We start from the raw sequence: 15,159 nt of genomic DNA on the forward strand, positions 1-15,159 counted from the left end.
CGACGCAGCGCCGAGGCCTCCCGGGTGTGTTCCGCAAACACCTTATACAGCGCTTGCGCAACGTTTCGGTGATACGAGCATGCCGAGACCAGAGGTTCTCGAACGGATCAAAACGGCTGAATCCGAGGCTGACGACATCGTTGCAGAGGCCGAGGACGATCGCGACGAGCGAATCGAGGCGGCTCGGCGCGAAGCCGAAGAGATCCGCAACGAGGCAGAACAAGAGGCCGACGAGTACGAAGAGAAACGGCTCACAGAGGCCCGCGAGGAGATCGAAACGGAGCGTCAAGAGCTCCTCGAGGAGGGCCAGGAAGCGCGCAAGAAACTGGTCGCGTCGGCCGAGGAGAACGCCGACGAGGCGGTCGAATACGCGATCAGTCAGTTCGAGGAGGCGGTAAATGCTCAGACCTGAGCAGATGAGCAAGGTCTCGGTGACGGGATCAAAGGCCGTGATGGACGAGGTCATCGAGACCGCTCACGGACTGAACCTCCTGCACGTCACCGAGTACGACGGCTCCTGGGACGGCTTCGAGCCGGGCGATCCGGTCGAAGGCGCCGAGGAGTCCTCCGACCGCCTCGTCACCGTCCGCTCGCTGGAGAGCATCCTCGACGTCGACGAAGCGGACGCGGGACCGACGCGCATCGTCACCGAGGAGGCGCTCGACGAGGAACTCGAGGAGATCCGGACGCGGGTCAACGAACTCGACGACCGGCGGCAGGAACTCCGACAGGAGATCCGCGACGTGGAGGATCAACTCGACGCGATCGATCCGTTCGTGGATCTCGGCATCGACCTCGACCTGTTGTCGGGGTACGACACGCTACAGGTCGCCGTCGGCGACGGCGACCGCGACACGATCGAGCGGGCGATCATCGACGCCGACGACCTCCGCTCGCACGAAATCTTCACCGGCGACGACGTCCTCGGGGTCTTCGCGCGGCCGACGCCCGACGCCGACGACTCCGCGCTCGTCGACGCGCTCGTCAGCGCGGACTTCTCCTCGTATGAGATCCCGGACTGGGAGGGGACGCCGAGCGAGTACAAAAAGGAGCTCGAACACGAGAAACAGCAGCTCGAATCGAAGCTCTCGACGGTCGAAAACGAACTGGAAGCCGAGAAGATGGACGCGGCGGGCTTCCTGCTCGCTGCCGAGGAGAAACTCTCGATCGACGTCCAAAAGACCGAAGCGCCGCTCTCCTTCGCGACGACCGAGAACGCGTTCATCGCAGAAGGCTGGATTCCGAGCGAGCGCTACACGGAGTTCAAGGGCGCGATCAAAGACGCCGTCGGCGAGCGCGCCGAGATCGAGGAGATCGAACGCGCGACGTTCTCGAAGGACGGCACCGACCACGTGCGCGAAGACGTGTCCGCCGGCGGCAGCGGCGGTGCGGGTTCGCCCGCGGCCGCCGACGGCGGCTCGAACGCCGACGCACGCGCCGACGGCGGCAGCCCGGTCGTGATGGCCAACGACGAACCGCCGACGGTGCAGGACAACCCCGGCGCCGTCAAGCCGTTCGAAATTCTGGTTCAGGCGGTCAACCGGCCGAGCTACTACGAGTTCGATCCGACGATCGTGCTCTTTCTCACGTTCCCGGCGTTCTTCGGCTTCATGATCGGGGACCTCGGTTACGGCCTCATTTACACTGGGATCGGCTACTATCTCTACACCGCCTTCGCGGACCGACCGGCCTTCCGGAGTATGGGCGGCGTCACGATCGCCGCCGGTGTGTTCACGGCGATCTTCGGGATCCTCTACGGCGAGATCTTCGGCCTGCACCTGATCTCGACGTACTTCTGGGAGGGTGCGCTCGGAATGGCACACCCGCCGATCGAGAAGGGGCTCTCGCCCGAGGGCATCGACTGGGCCCGCGGTTGGCTCGTCGTGAGCGTGCTGATCGGGATCTTCCACCTCAACGTCGCGTGGATCTTCGGATTCCTCGAAGACCTCGAACTGCACGACCTCGAACACGCCATCTACGAGAACGGCTCGTGGCTCCTGATGATGAACGGCCTGTGGGTGTGGGTCTTCAGCGACGCGCTCCGTAGCGTCGCTCCGGAGTTCCTCTACACCACGTTCGCGAGCGACGGCGTGCTGCCGCTCGGGTTCAGCGGCTTCCCGGCGATGGAGATCTTCACGATCCCGGGCGTTGGACCGATCACTGTCCCGCTCGTGGTGTTCCTCATCGGCCTCGTCCTCCTCGCAGTCGGCGAGCCGATCGAGGCCGTCGAGTTCCTGAACGTGCTCGTGAACGTCCTCTCGTACACGCGTATCGCTGCGGTGCTGCTGGCGAAGGCAGGAATGGCCTTCACGGTCAACCTGCTGTTCTTCGGCGTGTACGTCGACAGCCACGGCGGCTGGCACTTCGGCCTCGGCGGGATGCCGGACGCCGCCGCCGTCGCGGCGCTCGGGCCGGGTGAAACCCTGAGCTACCACGGCTACGAGGTGACCGAAATTATGTTCGGCGGGCTCGTCCACGGCGACGCCGCGACGATCCTGATCGGCCTCCTGGTGCTCGTCCTCGGCCACCTGCTCGTCCTCGCGCTCGGTGTCACGAGCGCGGGCCTGCAGGCGGTGCGTCTCGAGTACGTCGAGTTCTTCAACAAGTTCTTCGACGGCGGCGGCCGCGAGTACGAGCCGTTCGGCTACGAACGGCGCTTCACGACCGAAGACTGAGCAGACGAACGCGAACCTCCTCGCCGACGCCGCGTGCGTCGGCGACCACTCATCTGACGGCAGACGCATCCGACCGCACCGCAGGCAGGACTCGCTCTATGCGACCCGGTCGCCGCGGCGCGACTAGCGGCGCAGCCAATTCCTCGAATCGACGAATACGGCCGAGTGCGGCCGCTTCTGTCCCCGATACGGCGAGTTAGTTTGGGAAGCTTTATGAGATGCCTCTGTTCAATTACGCACGTTCGGAGACGACTATCCGGTCGAAAATTTAAGACAATGTACGCACTCCTACAGGAAGCTCAGGCAGCTGCACCGGCTCTCGAACCAACCGCCGCCGCCGCGATCGCGGTCGGCCTCGCCGCCTTCGGTGCGGGTTACGCCGAGCGTGGTATCGGCGCCGCAGCGATGGGCGCCATCGCTGAAGACAACGATCTCTTCGTCAACGGTCTCATCCTGACCGTCCTGCCGGAGACACTCGTCATCCTCGCGCTCGTCGTCGTATTCCTGGTCTAACCGCCCCCGCCTCTTTCCATCAATGAGTTTGGACAACGTCGTCGAAGACATCCGAGACGAAGCCCGCGCGCGTGCGGAGGAAATACGCGAGCAGGGTGAGCGCCGCGCCGAGGACATCGTCGAGACGGCCGAGACGGACGCCGACGAACTCCTCGAGGCGCGAAAGGCCGACGTCGAGCGCCAGATCGAACAGGAACGCGAACAGGCGCTCTCGAGCGCGAAGCTCGAAGCGAAACAGGAGCGGCTCGAAGCCCGCCGCGACGTCCTCGAAGACGTGCGCCAGCGCGTCGAGGACGAACTCGTCGAACTCTCCGGTGAGAAGCGCGAAACGCTTACCCGGACGCTTCTCGAGGACGCGACCACGGAGTTCGCCGAAGAGGAGTCGGTATCGGTCTACGGCCGCGCCGACGACGCGGAACTGCTCGAAGACCTCGCCGACGAGTACGACGGCTTCGAGTACGCCGGCGAGTACGACTGTCTCGGCGGCGTCGTCGTCGAGGGAGCCGACTCCCGCGTTCGCGTGAACAACACCTTCGACTCGGTTCTTGCAGGCGTCTGGGAGGATAACCTCAAGAACGTGAGCGAGATCCTGTTCGAACAATGAGTACCGCCGGCGGTTCCAACCCGGAGTACGTGACGGCCCGCGTCAGGGCGCGTCGAAGCGCGCTGTACGGGGACGAAGAGTACCGCAAGCTGATTCGGATGGGGCCGGCCGAGATCGCCCGGTTTATGGAGGAGTCCGACTACGAATCCGAGATCAACGCGCTCGGATCGCGACACTCGGGCGTCGACCTCATCGAGTACGCGCTCAATCGGAACCTCGCAAAGCAGTTCGAAGATCTGCTTCGGTGGGCCGACGGGCGTCTCTACGACCTCATCGCGCGGTACCTGCGCAAGTTCGACGCGTGGAACGTCAAGACCGTCATCCGCGGCCTCTACTCGGAGGCCGACCGGGACGCGATTGCCGACGACCTCATCCGTGCTGGCGAGTTCGACGATCAACTGCTCGATCAGTTGCTCGATGCGCCGAGCATCGAGGACGTCGTCGACCGCCTCTCGGGGACGATCTTCGGTCCCGGGCTCGCGGAGGCCTACGAGGACTACGAGGACACCGGCGTCCTCGTGCCCCTCGAGAACGCGGTCGATCGAACGTACTACGACCACCTCCTCGAAGGGCTCGTCGTCGACGAAGCGACCAAGCAGTACCGCGAGTTCCTCGAAGCCGAGATCGACTTCCGGAACGCCCGGAACGCGCTGCGCCTCGCACAGAGCGGGGCGGACATCGACCCCGCCGACTACTACATCGACGGCGGCTCGCTGTTCTCGGCGAGCGAACTCGCGACGCTGGCGCAGAACCGCGACGAACTCGTGTCGGCGATCCGTGAGTCGAAGTACGGAGACGAACTCTCGGAGGCGCTCGACGAACTCGAAGCCGCCGAGAGCCTCATCGGCTTCGAGCGCGCGCTCGACGCCATCCTCCTTGAGTACACGGACGCACTCGGGCACGTGTTCCCCCTCTCGATCACGCCGATCGCCTCGTACATCCTCGCGAAGGAACGCGAGGTCGACAACATCCGGGCGATCGCACGCGGACGCGAGGCGGGACTCTCCGAGGAGCAGATCGAACAGGAATTGGTGATCCTATGAGCCAGGAGATCGCCGTCGTCGGAAGTCCGGACTTCACGACCGGGTTCCGCCTCGCGGGCGTCCGGAAGTTCGAGACGGTTTCCGACGAAGAGAAAGACGAACAGCTCGACGAGGCCGTGACGGACGTGCTCGAAGACGAAGACGTCGGCATCGTGGTGATGCACGACGACGACCTCGAGCATCTCTCCCGATCGGTCCGCAACGCCGTCGAGACCAGCATCGAACCGACGCTGGTGACTCTCGGCGGCGGCGCGGGCGCAGGCGGCCTCCGCGACCAGATCAAACGAGCCATCGGTATCGATCTGATGGAGGAAGACTAACTATGAGCCAGACAGCACAAACCGTCAGCGAAGACGGTATTATCGCGAGCGTGAGTGGTCCCGTCGTGACCGCCCGCGATCTCGACGCCCGGATGAACGACGTCGTCTATGTGGGCGACGAGGGTCTGATGGGCGAGGTTATCGAGATCGAGGGCGACACGACGACGATTCAAGTGTACGAAGAAACCTCGGGCATCAGCCCGGGCGAACCCGTCGAGAACACGGGCGAGCCCCTGAGCGTCGACCTCGGTCCGGGACTTCTCGACACCATCTACGACGGCGTCCAGCGTCCGCTGGACGTCCTCGAAGACAAGATGGGAAGCCCCTACCTCGACCGCGGCGTCGACGCGCCGGGGATCGAACTCGACACAGAGTGGGAGTTCGAGCCCGAAGTCGAGGAAGGCGACGTCGTCGAAGCCGGTGACGTCGTCGGAGTCGTCGAGGAGACGATCACCATCGACCACAAGGTGATGGTCCCGCCGGACTACGAGGGTGGCGAAGTCGTCGCCGTCGAGTCCGGGTCGTTCACCGTCGAAGAGACGGTCGTCGAACTCGACAACGGCGAAGAGATCCAGATGCGACAGGAGTGGCCGGTCCGTGAGGCCCGCCCCACCGTCGAGAAGAAGACCCCGCGGACGCCGCTCGTCTCCGGGCAGCGGATCCTCGACGGCCTGTTCCCGATCGCGAAGGGCGGAACGGCCGCGATTCCGGGGCCGTTCGGCTCCGGGAAGACGGTCACCCAGCACCAGCTCGCGAAGTACGCCGACGCCGACATCATCATCTACGTCGGCTGTGGCGAGCGCGGGAACGAGATGACCGAAGTCATCGACGACTTCCCCGAGCTGGAAGACCCCTCGACCGGGAATCCGCTCATGGCCCGGACGTCGCTCATCGCAAACACCTCGAACATGCCCGTCGCCGCGCGTGAATCCTGCGTGTACACGGGGATCACCATCGCGGAGTTCTACCGCGACATGGGCTACGACGTCGCGCTGATGGCCGACTCCACCTCGCGGTGGGCCGAGGCGATGCGTGAGATCTCCTCGCGTCTCGAGGAGATGCCCGGCGAGGAAGGGTACCCCGCGTACCTGGCCGCGCGCCTCTCGCAGTTCTACGAGCGCGCCGGCTACTTCGAGAACGTCAACGGGACCGAGGGATCGGTCTCTGCGATCGGTGCGGTCTCGCCGCCCGGCGGCGACTTCTCCGAGCCGGTCACGCAGAACACTCTGCGTATCGTGAAGACGTTCTGGGCGCTGGACGCAGACCTCGCCGAGCGTCGGCACTTCCCCTCGATCAACTGGAACGAGTCGTACTCGCTGTACAAAGATCAGCTCGACCCCTGGTTCCAGGACGAAGTCGCCGACGACTGGCCCGAGAAGCGCCAGTGGGCGGTCGACGTCCTCGACGAGGAGACCGAACTGCAAGAGATCGTACAGCTCGTCGGGAAGGACGCGCTGCCGGAGGACCAGCAGCTGACCCTCGAGGTCGCTCGCTACCTGCGTGAGGCGTACCTCCAGCAGAACGCCTTCCACCCGGTCGACACCTACTGTCCGCCGGAGAAGACGTACCTGATGCTGACGACGATCCAGACGTTCAACGACGAAGCGTTCGACGCGCTGGAAGCCGGCGTCCCGGTCGACGAGATCATCGACATCGACGCCGCTCCGAACATCAACCGGATCGGCGTCCAGGAAGACTACGAAGCGTACGTCGACGAGCTCAAATCGGAGATCACCGAACAGCTCCGGAGCCTCTACTAATATGAAAGAGTACCAAACCATCACCGAGATCAGCGGTCCGCTGGTGTACGCCGAGGTCGACGAAGCCATCGGTTACGACGAGATCGTCGAGATCGAAACGGCCCAGGGCGAGACGCTGCGCGGTCAGGTGCTCGAATCCTCGGACGGCGTCGTCGCCATCCAGGTCTTCGAGGGCACCAGTGGTATCGACCAGCACGCATCGGTTCGCTTCCTCGGCGAGACGATGAAGATGCCCGTCACCGAGGATCTGCTCGGACGGGTTCTCGACGGGTCCGGCCGCCCGATCGACGGCGGCCCCGACATCGTCCCCGACGAGCGACAGGACATCGTCGGCGCGGCGATCAACCCCTACTCCCGGGAGTACCCCGAGGAGTTCATCGAGACGGGCGTCTCCGCAATCGACGGGATGAACACGCTCGTCCGCGGGCAGAAGCTCCCGATCTTCTCCAGTTCGGGCCAGCCCCACAGCGAACTGGCGATGCAGATCGCTCGTCAGGCGAGCGTGCCCGAAGAGGAGGACGGCGAAGGAGAAGGCTCCGAGTTCGCCGTCATCTTCGGCGCGATGGGCATCACCCAGGAAGAGGCCAACGAGTTCATGGAGGACTTCGAGCGTACGGGCGCACTCGAACGCTCTGTCGTCTTCATGAACCTCGCGGACGACCCCGCCGTCGAGCGGACGGTCACCCCGCGGATGGTCCTCACCACCGCCGAGTACCTCGCCTTCGAGAAGGACTACCACGTCCTCGTCATCCTCACCGACATGACCAACTACTGCGAGGCGCTCCGTGAGATCGGTGCGGCTCGTGAAGAGGTCCCGGGCCGCCGTGGCTACCCCGGATACATGTACACCGACCTGGCGCAGCTCTACGAGCGCGCCGGCCGGATCGAGGGTCGTGAGGGGTCGGTCACGCAGATTCCGATCCTCACGATGCCCGGCGACGACGACACGCACCCGATTCCGGACCTGACCGGATACATCACCGAGGGGCAGATCTACGTCGACCCCGACCTCAACAGTCAGGGGCTCCAGCCTCCGGTGAACGTCCTGCCCAGCCTCTCGCGGCTGATGGACGACGGTATCGGCGAGGGCCTCACCCGCGCGGACCACGGCGACGTCTCCGATCAGATGTACGCCGCGTACGCAGAGGGTGAGGACCTACGCGACCTCGTGAACATCGTCGGTCGCGAGGCGCTGTCGGAGCGTGACAACAAGTACCTCGACTTCGCCGACCGGTTCGAGGAGGAGTTCATCGACCAGGGCTTCGAGACGAACCGCGAACTCGAAGAGACCCTCGAGATCGGGTGGGACCTCCTCTCGATGCTACCGAAAGAGGAACTCAACCGGGTCGACGAGGACTTCATCGAGGAGTACTACCGCGAAGACGCCGGCGGCGAGACCGAAGCGGAAGCGACCGCCGACTGATCGCGGGCGGCGATTTTTCGACGTTCTTTGCGGCGCTCCGTTCGTTCCGAGCACTCACACTCCCGCGAGTGACTGCTCTCGACCCCCGCGAGAACCGCTATGCAGGTTGCTCGGGTGGACTCGCTCGGGTCCTGAATCGGCCACACACGTTTTACTGCGTCGCTCGCTAGCTAGCCTATGACACAGCGGTCGGAGGCGGACGTGCGGGTGCGGTCGGGTGCGGCACGGGAGCGGCCCGAAACCGACTCGCGAACGATGTCTGCGAGTACCGACGCCGTCGACGAGTCGCTGAAGACGCGCACGATGGACGAAGCCCCGGTGGGAATCACCATCGCCGACGCGACGAAGCCGGATATGCCGCTCGTGTACGCGAACGCCGCGTTCGAGCGGATCACCGGCTACGCACCGGAGTACGCGGTCGGGCGAAACTGCCGATTTCTGCAGGGAGAGGCGACGCGTGCGAAACCCGTCGCACAGATGCGAGCAGCCATCGAAGACGGGCAGGCCACCACCGTCGTGCTTCGGAACTACCGGAAAAGCGGCGAACTGTTCTGGAACGAGGTGACGATCGCACCACTGTACGACGGGACGGGCAAGGTCGCCTACTACGTCGGATTCCAACAGGACGTCACGCGCCGAAAGCGCGCCGAGCAGGCCGCTGCGGATCGGGCCGAACGGATCGAACGGGAACGCACCGCACAACAGCATCTCCTCGAACGGCTCGATGGCATCGTCGCAGAGGTCACAGACGCAGTAACCCAGTCACAGTCACGGAGTGACCTGCAGCGTGAAGCCGTCCAGGCGATCGGAGAGGTTTACGCCGGCGCGTGGTTCGGAGCGTACGATCCCTCGATCGAAGCGGTCGAGCCCGACGAGGTAGTCGGAGAGACGGACGTCCCCCAGGGTAGTCGGTTCGTCGTCGGCGACGTGGCCGCGATGGGCGGGGGTGACGGCGACGTCGGCGACGGGGCCGAATCGCGCGACCCGGTCGAGCGAGCCGTGGCCGGCGCGCTCGCCGAACGCCACGTCCGCATCGAATCTCTCGATGGGGGCACCGAGGCGGCGTTGACGTCGGTCGCCGCCGTGCCGTTACACTACGGGGAGGCGACGTACGGCGTCGTTTGCGTGTACGTGCGAAACGACGGATTCGACGATCACGAGCGGGCCATTCTGGCGGCACTGGGGCGAACCCTCGCAACCGGGATCAACGCACACGAGACCCAGCGGACGCTCCAGACGCAGGAGACCGTCGAACTGCGGCTCGCACTCGGTGACCACCCGTTGGCCGGGTTCGCCACCGATCTGCAGAGTCAACTGCAGTACGCCGGCAGCGTCGGCGACAAAGACCGGCCGACGATGCTGTTCGAGGTGGCCGAGCCGACGGCGCAACTCGACGAGGAGGCGGTGCACGGCGCGGCCGCAGAACGCGACGACATCGAGGTCGATACGGTGCTCGCCGAGACCACCTGTGGCCCCGTGATCGAACTCGCGGTGACCGATCCGACGCTGCAGGAACTGCTCACAGCGCACAGCGGCGAACTCCGTGCAGCCGTGATCGAGCCCGGGATCGCTCGTGTGACGGTCGAAGTCGGCCGGGAAGCGCTCGCCCAGTCGTTGGCTGCAGCCGCGATGGAGCGCTTCGAGAGCGCAGAGGTGATCAGCTACTGTCGTCGCGAGACACGCGACGACACGGGCCAGGGGTTCGTCGCCGAGCTGGAATCGGAATTAACAGATCGACAGCACGCCGCGTTCCTTCGGGCCTACACGGCCGGCTACTTCGAGTGGCCCCACGACACCAGCGGCGAGGAGATCGCCGAGTCGATGGGCGTCTGCCGATCGACGTTCCACCAGCATCTGCGAGCGGCGCAGCGAAAGGTCGCGGCCGCGCTGTTCGATTGACGTACCGCCGCGAGACGGTCCGAATGCACCGAGACACGACGGAGTCGCGACTTCTACACGTCCAGTCCCCGAGAAGTACAACAGCGTTGCAGCCGTGTGACCTCCTCGACAACTGGCAACCGTTGCGTACGGAGGTCCGTGCCGTCTAACCGAAGCCCAACTAGTTGGGAACGTTGCTTATATCATTTACCTGCAAATTTTGGGACGCAATATGCCACAACCAGGTAGTGAATCGATATGGCTCTGGCTCGGAACGCTCGGAATGTTCCTGGGGATGCTGTACTTCATCGCCAGGGGCTGGGGAGAAACAGACAGACGGCGACAGGAGTTCTACATCGTCACGATATTCATCACCGCCATCGCATTTGTAAACTATCTCGCGATGGCGTTGGGATTCGGGTTGACGATAATAGAGGTCGGCGGCGAGGAACTGCCGATCTACTGGGCTCGGTACACTGACTGGTTCTTCACGACGCCGCTTTTGCTCATCGACCTCGGGCTGCTCGTCGGGGCGAACCGGAACGAGCTCTCCTCGCTGGTCGGACTGGATATGCTGATGATCGGGACGGGCGTCGTCGCGACGCTGTCCGCCGGTCCCGGCTTCCTCAGTGAAGGCGCACGCCGACTGATCTGGTGGGGAATCTCCACCGGCTTCCTGCTGGTACTGCTGTACATGCTGTACGGCTCCCTCGACGAGAAAGCGAGCAAACTCACCGGCGACGCCGCGTCGACGTTCAGCACACTCCGTACGCTGATCGTCGTCGTCTGGCTGGTCTACCCCGTCTGGTGGATCGTCGGCACGGAAGGCCTACAGCTCGTGTCGCTCAACATCGAGACGGCCGGATTTATGGTCCTGGACCTAGTCGCAAAGGTCGGATTCGGGATCATCCTGCTGTCGAGCCGTGAGGTGCTCGACGCTGCCGGGGCGCGAGCGTCGAGCGCCGAACCGGCAGACTAATCGACGAAGACCGGCGACTCGAACGCAGCACCGAACGCGTACCCCGCCCACCCCGCGTTCACAGTCTGGACCGTACGCCGGCGCGTGAGTCGCCGGCGCCGAGACGACGCAGACGGCCGCTAACGAGACGAGATTACAGATGACGTTTCAGTTCACGTACCTCCAATTCCACCTCGCGTTTTTACTGCCAGCAGTGATGCTGCTGTCTGCGACCGGCTTCGTGAGCCGATCACGGATCAGCGGTGTCGCCTCGTGGGACAGCAGTAGTTGGCGCAACTACTGGGCGGGGGTAGCCATCATCACCGTCGTTGCGCTCGTGTACACGACGCCGTGGGACAACTACCTCATCGCGCGTGGGGTCTGGTGGTACGGCGCCGAGACGACCGTCCTGACGATCGGTTACGCGCCGCTGGAGGAGTACCTCTTCATCGTCGTCCAACCGTGGCTGACTGCGCTGTGGCTGTCACACCTGTCGTTTTCGACGGTGTGGCCGTCGGCGTCGCATCCGATCAGGGGCCGCCTCCTCGCGTTCGGACTCGCGGTCGCCATCGGTCTCGGGGGCTGGCAGTTGCTCGGCACCGACGCGACGTTCTACCTCGGTGCGACGCTCGCGTGGGCGGCCCCGGTGTTGGCGTTGCAATGGGTCGTCGGCGCACCGCAGTTGTGGGCGCGCCGGCGCACCGTCGCCCTCGGAACGGTGCTCCCGACACTGTATCTCTGCGTCGCCGACAGGATCGCCATCGAGTACGGCATCTGGATCCTCTCGAAGCAGTACACGACTGGCCTCTCCATCGCGGGACTGCCCGTCGAGGAAGCGATGTTCTTCCTCGTGACGAACCTCTTCGTCGTGCAGGGACTCGTCCTGTATCGGCTCGTGATGCAGCGGTGGGCGGACGGCACGGCCGCGACGGCGCGGCACTGGTACGATCGCCTCCGCGCCGGCGCGGAAACGGCCCGATAACGATGGCTGGCTCGACAGCTCACGACGGAGAGACGCGGCGCATCGACGAGAACGCCGTCGAGAGCGAAGACGACGTGACACAATCGCTGATGCGCACGATCGGCGGCCGTCCTGCGTGGTTGCTCACTGCCGGGGTCGCGGTTCTCGGGGTCGGTGCGGCGCTCGTCGGGCCGGCGACGACGCTGCCGCCGTGGGCGCGGTACGCCCCACTGGCGGTGAGCCTCCTCGTGTTCGGGTTGCCGCACGGCGCAGTCGACCACCTGGCACCGGCCCGGGCGGCCGGGGAGCGACCGTCGGTGCGCTGGCTCCTGATCGTCGGACTCGTGTATCTACTCCTCGGCGGGGCCTACGCGGTTCTGTGGCTCCTCTCACCGATAGCATCAGCCGCGTTTTTCATCGGGATGACCTGGGTCCACTGGGGCCAAGGCGATCTCTACGCGCTCGAGGCGCTCGGCGGGTCACATCTCGACAGTCGCGCGGTTCGCACCGGGACGCTTCTCGTGCGCGGGGGACTGCCGATGCTCGTGCCGCTGCTCCGGTTTCCGGGGCGATACCGGGACGTCGTCGACGCCTGGGTGGCGCTGTTCGGCGGCAGCCTCGACGCGTCGTGGCTAGTCGCGCCCGACGTACGCCTCGGTGTCGGCGCGGTGTTCGCGGCGCTGACGGTCGGGACGCTCCTCGCTGGGTATCGGCGCAGTCCCGGTGACGGATGGCGACTCGACGCCGCCGAGACGGGGCTGCTGTGGGTGTACTTCCTCGTCGTTCCGCCGATCCTCGCTATCGGCGTGTACTTCTGTGTGTGGCACTCGCTGCGACACATCGCCCGGCTCGTCGGCGTCGACCCGAGCGCCAGGCGGGCGTTCGCCGACCGCGGGGCCGTCCCTGCCCTCCTGCGGACGGGGCGCGACGCGCTGCCGCTGACGGTGATCTCCGTCGGACTGCTCGTCGGCGTCGCGCTCGTTGGACGCGTCCAGACCGACCTGCAGACGTTGGCCGCGCTGTACCTCGTCTTCATCGCCGTGTTGACGCTTCCCCACGTAGTGATCGTGACGTGGATGGACCGCACCGAGAACGCCGGCCTGGCCGGCCTCGTCCGCGAACAGTAAAAGGTTAACAGGCTCGGTTCACAACTGGCAGGCAATGGCCGAAGACGTCAAACCGACACGCAAGAACTTGATGGCGATCGAGGATCGGATCCAACTGTCCGAGCGGGGCCACGACACGCTCGAACAGAAGCGAGACGGCCTCATTATGGAGTTTATGGACATTCTGGACCAGGCACAGGACGTCCGCTCCGAGCTGAACCAGAACTACGAGACGGCTCAAGAGAAGATCAATATGGCGCGAGCGATGGAAGGCGACGTCGCCGTGCGCGGTGCCGCCGCGGCGCTCAAAGAGCATCCGGAAATCACCACGCAGTCGAAGAACATCATGGGCGTCGTCGTCCCGCAGATCGAGTCCTCGCGCGTGAAAAAGAGCCTCGACCAGCGCGGCTACGGACTCCTCGGCTCCTCAGCGCGGATCGACGAGGCCGCAGACGCCTACGAGGAACTGCTCGAGACGATCATCCTCGCCGCGGAGGTCGAGACGGCGATGAAGAAGATGCTCAAAGAGATCGAGACGACGAAACGCCGCGTCAACGCCTTGGAGTTCAAGCTGCTCCCCGAACTCAACGAGAACAAAGAGTACATCGAGCAGAAGCTCGAAGAGCAAGAGCGCGAGGAGATCTTCCGTCTGAAGAAGATCAAGAACAAGAAAGAAAAAGAGGAGAAAGCCGAAGAAGAGGCCGAGGAAGCGGCCGCAGCGGCCCCGGCGGACGACTGAGGAACCCCCGCCAATCGAACGACGGAACCGCGCGTCTTCGGTTCTCGCTCTTCGCTCTCTTTGCTGTCTTTCGTCCGGTCGCTGCTCTCGCCGAAGCCTGGGCTCTGTCCAGGGATTTCTCCGCGTCGTCGGCCGCGCGGTGACCTCTCCCACGCCGCCATCAGATGATAAGTCTTAATTAGACTACCGGGCAACGAAGAAGTGGAGCAAGCCCGGGTGGTGTAGTGGCCCATCATACGACCCTGTCACGGTCGTGACGCGGGTTCAAATCCCGCCTCGGGCGCTTGTGCTTTGCTCCGATGTGTGCCCGGGTGGTGTAGTGGCCCATCATACGACCCTGTCACGGTCGTGACGCGGGTTCAAATCCCGCCTCGGGCGCTTTTTCGGTTTCACAACGTCGTAGCAGATGCTTTTTCGCGTGGGCCGATGGCCGCGAGACGATCTATCTATACTCCCACGAGAACGGTTCCGAGAGCCACGCCGAGGAGCGCCGACGCGAGTGTTCCAACAGCGTCGACAGCCGCGAGCCGCAAATCTCTCTTCGAGGCGGCCTCGACCACGTTGACGGTGAACGAGGAGAACGTCGTGAACGCGCCGCAGAATCCCGTCCCAGCGACAGCGAGAGTCGTCGCGTGCGGTGACGAGGTGACGAGCGCCCCGAGTGCGGCGCTCCCGAGGACGTTGACGGCGAAGGTACTCCGACGGCCGCCGCCGAGTGCGACGTCGACTGCGTACCGGCCGAGTGCGCCGACCGCTCCCCCGAGTCCGACGAGGACCGGCAGGGGAGTGCTGTCGAGTTCGGTGAGTACCGCGAGAACGACGCCGAGGGAGATAGTCACGCGAACCGCCTCCCTGCGGCGAGTCCGAGGAGTGCGGCGAGAAATCCGAACGCGTAGTTGGCCCCGACGTTCGCGAGGCCCCAGGTCGGGCCGAGCGACGTCGTCTCGACGGCGAAGGTGCTGTACGTCGTGAACGAGGAGAGCAATCCCGTCGCGAGGAAGAAGCGGAGGCGACTCGAACGGACGACGCCGATCGAGAGCGCGAGGACGAAACTTCCGAGGACGTTCGCGAGAAACGTTCCGCGTGGCCCCGGCACGGCCGTGCCGACGAGATAGCGTGACGTCGCTCCGAGGAATCCGCCGACTGCGACGAGCACGGGGACGAGCCTGTCGGCCATCG

15 protein-coding genes and 2 tRNA genes are annotated in these 15,159 nt (G+C 64.8%); 15 read left to right on the forward strand and 2 right to left on the reverse strand.

The window, feature by feature from the left end:
- The first annotated feature begins 79 nt into the window (after positions 1–79).
- The 15 genes from ahaH (at position 80) to D3D02_RS02770 (ending at position 14,358) form a co-directional block, all read left to right on the forward strand.
- Entirely contained in the window at positions 80–412 is a 333-nt protein-coding gene (ahaH, locus tag D3D02_RS02700; RefSeq protein WP_121568459.1) for an ATP synthase archaeal subunit H, read from the forward strand.
- Positions 399–2,675 (forward strand): V-type ATP synthase subunit I, encoded by a 2,277-nt coding sequence (locus D3D02_RS02705; protein WP_121568460.1) that lies wholly within the window; start codon positions 399–401, stop codon positions 2,673–2,675. Before ahaH ends, D3D02_RS02705 begins: the two co-directional genes overlap by 14 nt.
- 276 nt (positions 2,676–2,951) lie before the next feature.
- Entirely contained in the window at positions 2,952–3,188 is a 237-nt protein-coding gene (locus D3D02_RS02710) for a hypothetical protein (protein ID WP_121568461.1), read from the forward strand.
- A gap of 22 nt (positions 3,189–3,210) precedes the next feature.
- Entirely contained in the window at positions 3,211–3,792 is a 582-nt protein-coding gene (locus D3D02_RS02715) for a V-type ATP synthase subunit E (protein ID WP_121568462.1), read from the forward strand.
- On the forward strand, positions 3,789–4,835 hold the full coding sequence (locus D3D02_RS02720) for a V-type ATP synthase subunit C (protein WP_121568463.1): 1,047 nt from the start codon (positions 3,789–3,791) through the stop codon (positions 4,833–4,835). The genes D3D02_RS02715 and D3D02_RS02720 overlap by 4 nt, the downstream gene beginning before the upstream one ends.
- Entirely contained in the window at positions 4,832–5,155 is a 324-nt protein-coding gene (locus D3D02_RS02725) for a V-type ATP synthase subunit F (RefSeq protein WP_121568464.1), read from the forward strand. The genes D3D02_RS02720 and D3D02_RS02725 overlap by 4 nt, the downstream gene beginning before the upstream one ends.
- Before the next feature lie 2 nt (positions 5,156–5,157).
- Entirely contained in the window at positions 5,158–6,915 is a 1,758-nt protein-coding gene (locus tag D3D02_RS02730; RefSeq protein WP_121568465.1) for an ATP synthase subunit A, read from the forward strand.
- A gap of 1 nt (position 6,916) precedes the next feature.
- Positions 6,917–8,338, forward strand: coding sequence for a V-type ATP synthase subunit B (locus D3D02_RS02735; RefSeq protein ID WP_121568466.1), 1,422 nt, complete (start codon positions 6,917–6,919; stop codon positions 8,336–8,338).
- A 177-nt stretch (positions 8,339–8,515) separates the two neighbouring features.
- Positions 8,516–10,237, forward strand: coding sequence for a PAS domain-containing protein (locus D3D02_RS02740; protein WP_121568467.1), 1,722 nt, complete (start codon positions 8,516–8,518; stop codon positions 10,235–10,237).
- A 211-nt stretch (positions 10,238–10,448) separates the two neighbouring features.
- Entirely contained in the window at positions 10,449–11,195 is a 747-nt protein-coding gene (locus tag D3D02_RS02745) for a bacteriorhodopsin (protein WP_121568468.1), read from the forward strand.
- Between the two features lie 139 nt (positions 11,196–11,334).
- Positions 11,335–12,156, forward strand: a complete 822-nt coding sequence (locus D3D02_RS02750; protein ID WP_121568469.1) for a lycopene cyclase domain-containing protein — start codon at positions 11,335–11,337, stop codon at positions 12,154–12,156.
- A 2-nt stretch (positions 12,157–12,158) separates the two neighbouring features.
- Entirely contained in the window at positions 12,159–13,262 is a 1,104-nt protein-coding gene (locus tag D3D02_RS02755) for a Brp/Blh family beta-carotene 15,15'-dioxygenase (protein WP_199722995.1), read from the forward strand.
- A 34-nt stretch (positions 13,263–13,296) separates the two neighbouring features.
- A complete protein-coding gene (locus D3D02_RS02760) occupies positions 13,297–13,980 on the forward strand; it encodes a V-type ATP synthase subunit D (RefSeq protein ID WP_121568470.1) in 684 nt (227 codons plus the stop codon).
- 210 nt (positions 13,981–14,190) lie between these two features.
- Positions 14,191–14,263: transfer RNA gene (locus D3D02_RS02765), tRNA-Asp, on the forward strand.
- A 22-nt stretch (positions 14,264–14,285) separates the two neighbouring features.
- Positions 14,286–14,358, forward strand: a tRNA-Asp gene (locus D3D02_RS02770).
- A 68-nt stretch (positions 14,359–14,426) separates the two neighbouring features.
- Here D3D02_RS02770 and D3D02_RS02775 read toward each other — a convergent pair.
- Positions 14,427–14,813 carry a CrcB family protein gene (locus tag D3D02_RS02775; protein WP_121568803.1) on the reverse strand — a complete coding sequence of 129 codons (387 nt, stop codon included), beginning with the start codon at positions 14,811–14,813 and terminating at the stop codon, positions 14,427–14,429.
- A 2-nt stretch (positions 14,814–14,815) separates the two neighbouring features.
- A complete protein-coding gene (locus D3D02_RS02780) occupies positions 14,816–15,157 on the reverse strand; it encodes a CrcB family protein (RefSeq protein ID WP_121568471.1) in 342 nt (113 codons plus the stop codon).
- Positions 15,158–15,159 lie beyond the last annotated feature (2 nt).

Origin of the sequence: Halobellus sp. Atlit-38R (genome assembly GCF_003665925.1) — an archaeon.
In the GTDB taxonomy this organism is placed as follows: Archaea; Halobacteriota; Halobacteria; order Halobacteriales; family Haloferacaceae; genus Haloquadratum; species Haloquadratum inordinatus.

Coding starts and splice junctions, on each gene's coding strand:
- ahaH (WP_121568459.1), top strand. CDS start 80: ATGCCGAGACCAGAGGTTCTCGAACGGATCAAAACGGCTGAATCCGAG.
- D3D02_RS02705 (WP_121568460.1), top strand. CDS start 399: ATGCTCAGACCTGAGCAGATGAGCAAGGTCTCGGTGACGGGATCAAAG.
- D3D02_RS02710 (WP_121568461.1), top strand. CDS start 2,952: ATGTACGCACTCCTACAGGAAGCTCAGGCAGCTGCACCGGCTCTCGAA.
- D3D02_RS02715 (WP_121568462.1), top strand. CDS start 3,211: ATGAGTTTGGACAACGTCGTCGAAGACATCCGAGACGAAGCCCGCGCG.
- D3D02_RS02720 (WP_121568463.1), top strand. CDS start 3,789: ATGAGTACCGCCGGCGGTTCCAACCCGGAGTACGTGACGGCCCGCGTC.
- D3D02_RS02725 (WP_121568464.1), top strand. CDS start 4,832: ATGAGCCAGGAGATCGCCGTCGTCGGAAGTCCGGACTTCACGACCGGG.
- D3D02_RS02730 (WP_121568465.1), top strand. CDS start 5,158: ATGAGCCAGACAGCACAAACCGTCAGCGAAGACGGTATTATCGCGAGC.
- D3D02_RS02735 (WP_121568466.1), top strand. CDS start 6,917: ATGAAAGAGTACCAAACCATCACCGAGATCAGCGGTCCGCTGGTGTAC.
- D3D02_RS02740 (WP_121568467.1), top strand. CDS start 8,516: ATGACACAGCGGTCGGAGGCGGACGTGCGGGTGCGGTCGGGTGCGGCA.
- D3D02_RS02745 (WP_121568468.1), top strand. CDS start 10,449: ATGCCACAACCAGGTAGTGAATCGATATGGCTCTGGCTCGGAACGCTC.
- D3D02_RS02750 (WP_121568469.1), top strand. CDS start 11,335: ATGACGTTTCAGTTCACGTACCTCCAATTCCACCTCGCGTTTTTACTG.
- D3D02_RS02755 (WP_199722995.1), top strand. CDS start 12,159: ATGGCTGGCTCGACAGCTCACGACGGAGAGACGCGGCGCATCGACGAG.
- D3D02_RS02760 (WP_121568470.1), top strand. CDS start 13,297: ATGGCCGAAGACGTCAAACCGACACGCAAGAACTTGATGGCGATCGAG.
- D3D02_RS02780 (WP_121568471.1), bottom strand. CDS start 15,157: ATGGCCGACAGGCTCGTCCCCGTGCTCGTCGCAGTCGGCGGATTCCTC.